Source organism: Methanoculleus sp. MH98A (genome assembly GCF_000691865.1).
Classification (GTDB): Archaea; Halobacteriota; Methanomicrobia; order Methanomicrobiales; family Methanoculleaceae; genus Methanoculleus.
On the sequence record NZ_JMIO01000082.1, the window covers coordinates 1 to 3,432 of the forward strand.

At 54.4% G+C, this 3,432-nt stretch carries 3 protein-coding genes; all 3 read right to left on the reverse strand.

Translation table 11 applies throughout. From position 1 onward, the window contains the following. Nucleotides 1-111: 111 nt before the first annotated feature. Genes EI28_RS10445 through EI28_RS10455 form a run of 3 tightly spaced genes read right to left on the reverse strand, consistent with a single transcriptional unit; the run spans nucleotide 112 to nucleotide 3,306 of the window. Nucleotides 112-777, reverse strand: coding sequence for a PHP domain-containing protein (locus EI28_RS10445; RefSeq protein WP_048114661.1), 666 nt, complete (start codon nucleotides 775-777; stop codon nucleotides 112-114). Further along, the gene (locus EI28_RS10450; RefSeq protein ID WP_048114662.1) at nucleotides 758-1,909 is read right to left on the reverse strand and encodes an ATP-grasp domain-containing protein; all 1,152 of its coding nucleotides are present in this window, start codon (nucleotides 1,907-1,909) and stop codon (nucleotides 758-760) included. Before EI28_RS10450 ends, EI28_RS10445 begins: the two co-directional genes overlap by 20 nt. After that, nucleotides 1,906-3,306, reverse strand: coding sequence for a polysaccharide deacetylase family protein (locus tag EI28_RS10455; protein WP_048114664.1), 1,401 nt, complete (start codon nucleotides 3,304-3,306; stop codon nucleotides 1,906-1,908). The genes EI28_RS10450 and EI28_RS10455 overlap by 4 nt, the downstream gene beginning before the upstream one ends. Nucleotides 3,307-3,432 lie beyond the last annotated feature (126 nt).

Below are 3,432 nucleotides of genomic sequence, written 5' to 3' on the forward strand. Positions count from 1 at the left end.
AGATCTCAGTTGCTGGATGGTACCTGACGTACACATCAGTATGAGCAAATGCCTTTGCGAGCAACTCCACCTGATCCTTGACAAACGTGAGGTAATGGTCAGACAGAACCATCAATCTATGTTCTTCCATAGGTACCGCCATCCGGATTGTAGCAGTTGCAGAAACTCACCCCGTCTCAGGTGATGGGTTACGTGAGACCGGATAACCGCCGATCGTGAAGAGTACTCCGCACGTACAACTTTTCTTACCTCCCAGGTACCGGGATCCACCAGCGCACTCACATTCCCGATCTCTGCGTAGGTATGCGCGTCGCTGCCATACATCCCGGGTTTCCGAAGCCTCCGGGCCAACTGCACCGCCCTCTCGTTCTGCTCTACCGTGCTTCGTGCATTCCATACCTCGATGAGGTCTACTGCTTTTGCGAGTTCGAGGACATTCGGGTGCGACCGATATGGGTGGGGCAGGACGGAAACACCTCCCTGTTCCCTGATCTCGTCAATAACCTCATCCCACCTGCGGGAGCGGATCTCCTCATTGACGAGAAGACCGATGATATCGCCGGAGCCGGTCAGGATCTCCGCGCCGGGAATGACGGTCACCCCGATCTCCTTCTCCAGTTTCCTGGCTTCAAGGGAACCCCGGATCGTATCGTGATCGGTTATTGCAACGCCGGTTAAGCCCGCTTTTTTCGCCTGCTTCAGGATCCGCCCGGGCCTCATCAACGAGTCGTGCGAGTGGTTTGAGTGGATATGGCAGTCAAAGTAGAGGTCTTCCATGCGGCCTCCAGAATCTCCCCTGTTTGATGCGGAGCGCAAACTCGCCGGCCGTCATCCCCAGTTGCAGGATGTTGGGCACGATGTCGTGGGGATCGATGTCATAACAGATGGTCCTGTCCGCAAAATCGGAGATGAACTCTGGTACGGCTCCCGGTTTCGTCACAGCGTGGAATACATCCTGGGGGAAGAGCCACCTGAACTTCACGCCGGTTTTGTAGGAAAAAACCGGTTCGATGTCTCCTTCGCATGCCATCCTGCAGGTCAGGTACGGGAAGTCTACGCCGGATGCGATGGCGAGTTCAAGAGATCCCCAGAATTTAGGATTAATCTCCATCAGGAAGTACTTCCCGGTCCGCTCGTCCTTCTTGAACTCGACCATGGCTACGCCGTGCCATTGCAGGTTATCAAGGAGTTTCAGGCCCTGCTCCATCAACATGGGGTCGTAGATGCTCTCGGCAAGGGTGCTCGGACCACCGGTGACCGGATATTCCCGTAGCCGCCGGTGCATGAAAATTGCTCTTGCCTCCCCGTGATTGTAGAGCGCAAAAAATCCATAGCCCCCGCCAGAGATATATTCCTGGACGATTGGAGAGAATGCTGATATCTTTTTGTACTGGGATATAAGTTCCTCGGGCGAGTTTGCATAACCGACGTTACCGTTTTCCCGTGCTCCCTTCACCACCACAGGATAGGAGAGGGAGTCTGCGATCCGCTCCGCATCCTTAAGTGATTGAGGATAGTAGGTCTTTGGGATGGCGACGCCGATGCTCTCTGCAAGTTGCATGGTTTTATCTTTATTCCCGGCGAGGTCGATCGAGGCCCGATCCGGCAGGGGCACCCGGACATAGGGCTCCAATCTTTCCCTAACCCGGGATATCTGGTCGACTGCCGCGTAACTGATCGGCAGGACTACGTCGAACTGCTCCCGCTTTGCCAGGTCGTACACAGACTCGGCAAACGTGGTATCATGTTCGGGGTTGGGGGCGAGAATGCTTTTAGAGCAGTATTTTGAGTGGAATGAGACGCTCAGGCGCATATCAGAGAGCACCGTAACATCAATTCCCCTCTTTCCCAGAGACCGAACTGACGCCAGCGTGTGCTTGAAGTTTCCGTCAGTGATCAGAACCCTCATGACAAAACCACGTTCACCTGTTCTCTATCGAACCTGATATCCACATACCCGTCGCCGCAGACATACTCTGCATCGATATGCCGGACTCTCTCCGGGTCGACATGAACCCGGACACGCAACGGCGGCAATGATCGAGCCCGCTCGAGGCCTGTAATCGTGATTTTGAAGCCGTCTTCGGTCTTCGAATAGTCCAATCTGGCATTGCGGCGCATTCTGAACCAGTCGACAATATCAATTGCGCGCGTTACCCACGCCCCATCTGCCATGGCCCTGTTGATGATATTCGTATATACATCGCCCCAGTCGCGGGGCGCGGCCAGGCAATCACTGTGCCAGAGTATCGTGACAACACCACCGTATCGCAACGCCTGATCGAGGATCTCGTTGCAGGTCTGGTACGCCTCATCCTCGTCCAGACTCAGGCAGTCTACCCGCTTGCATCCCTCTTCTGTCGTGAGCCAGCAGTGCCTCCCGAACAGGCTGACGTCCTGGATGTGGAGAGGGAGTTCCAGCAGCCTCTCCACCCCGCGTGGCCGGTAGACCTGCAATGTCCCGGCCCGGAATCCGATATCCTCGTTGTACCCGAATGTTGAGTCGTAATCATAGCCGGCGTCATCAAGGATCTGCCATGTGCCCTCATCGAAGTGCAGCCAGTGAACCCGTGTGCCTACCCTTACTCTTGCGTCCTTCGGGAGAGACATGCGTTCATTCTCGGCGCTGGCTTTATCAACCCAGTTGTCTAGGCCATGAACCCCCACTTCCCACCCGCGGGCAGCAAGTTCATCAACCGGAGTATCATCGATTGAATAATATCCGGCACGAATCTTCGGAGACCCGATACCCGCATAGCCGCTCTGGGGCAGGAAGTAGAACGTAGACTTCACCTGGAGCTGCTCCTCAAGTCTCCTCCAGGTCTCAAAGAGATCCCAGGGGTCCTTCGCGAGGCCGAATTTCGCGAGCACGATTCTGGTTCCCTCGACAAACCTCCGCTGGCGGAAGCAGTTGTAGGCTGCATAGAAGACCGAAAGAAAAGACCGCTCTCTGACGGAGGCGACATCCACATCGTGCGTAAGCGCAAGCGAGTAGGTGTATCCCCAGGGTATCGGCGGGATCTCGATCAGCGGGGAGAAACGCTTGATCTGCTGGCGCAACGTGTCCAGGCACTCTTCGCAGAGCGGCCTGCGGTTACGAGGGAGCCCCTCGTTGAGCATATCGGCAATCTTTTTGATCAGGTCATTATCGGTGAGGTCAATTCGGTTACAGGTCTCTGGAATATGTCCGGTTTTTGTTATGACAACATCATACCTGGATGTCGGGGTATACCATTCCCAGGGAACCTTCAGTAACTGAAACACTTCCTCAACTGCATACTCATCGTCATGTTGCACTCCAATCATGTCTTTTTATGCCTCGTTTGAGATGTACAGTCCTTGCAGATTTCCCGCATCCTGATATGTCACAACAGATCGATTCAGACAAATCAATTTGATAGACATTAACTTATACCTTATCGAAATACGGAA

What these genes read in the sequence shown, in the direction of transcription:
- EI28_RS10445 (WP_048114661.1), bottom strand. Translation starts at nt 777, where the DNA reads ATGGAAGACCTCTACTTTGACTGCCATATCCACTCAAACCACTCGCAC.
- EI28_RS10450 (WP_048114662.1), bottom strand. Translation starts at nt 1,909, where the DNA reads ATGAGGGTTCTGATCACTGACGGAAACTTCAAGCACACGCTGGCGTCA.
- EI28_RS10455 (WP_048114664.1), bottom strand. Translation starts at nt 3,306, where the DNA reads ATGATTGGAGTGCAACATGACGATGAGTATGCAGTTGAGGAAGTGTTT.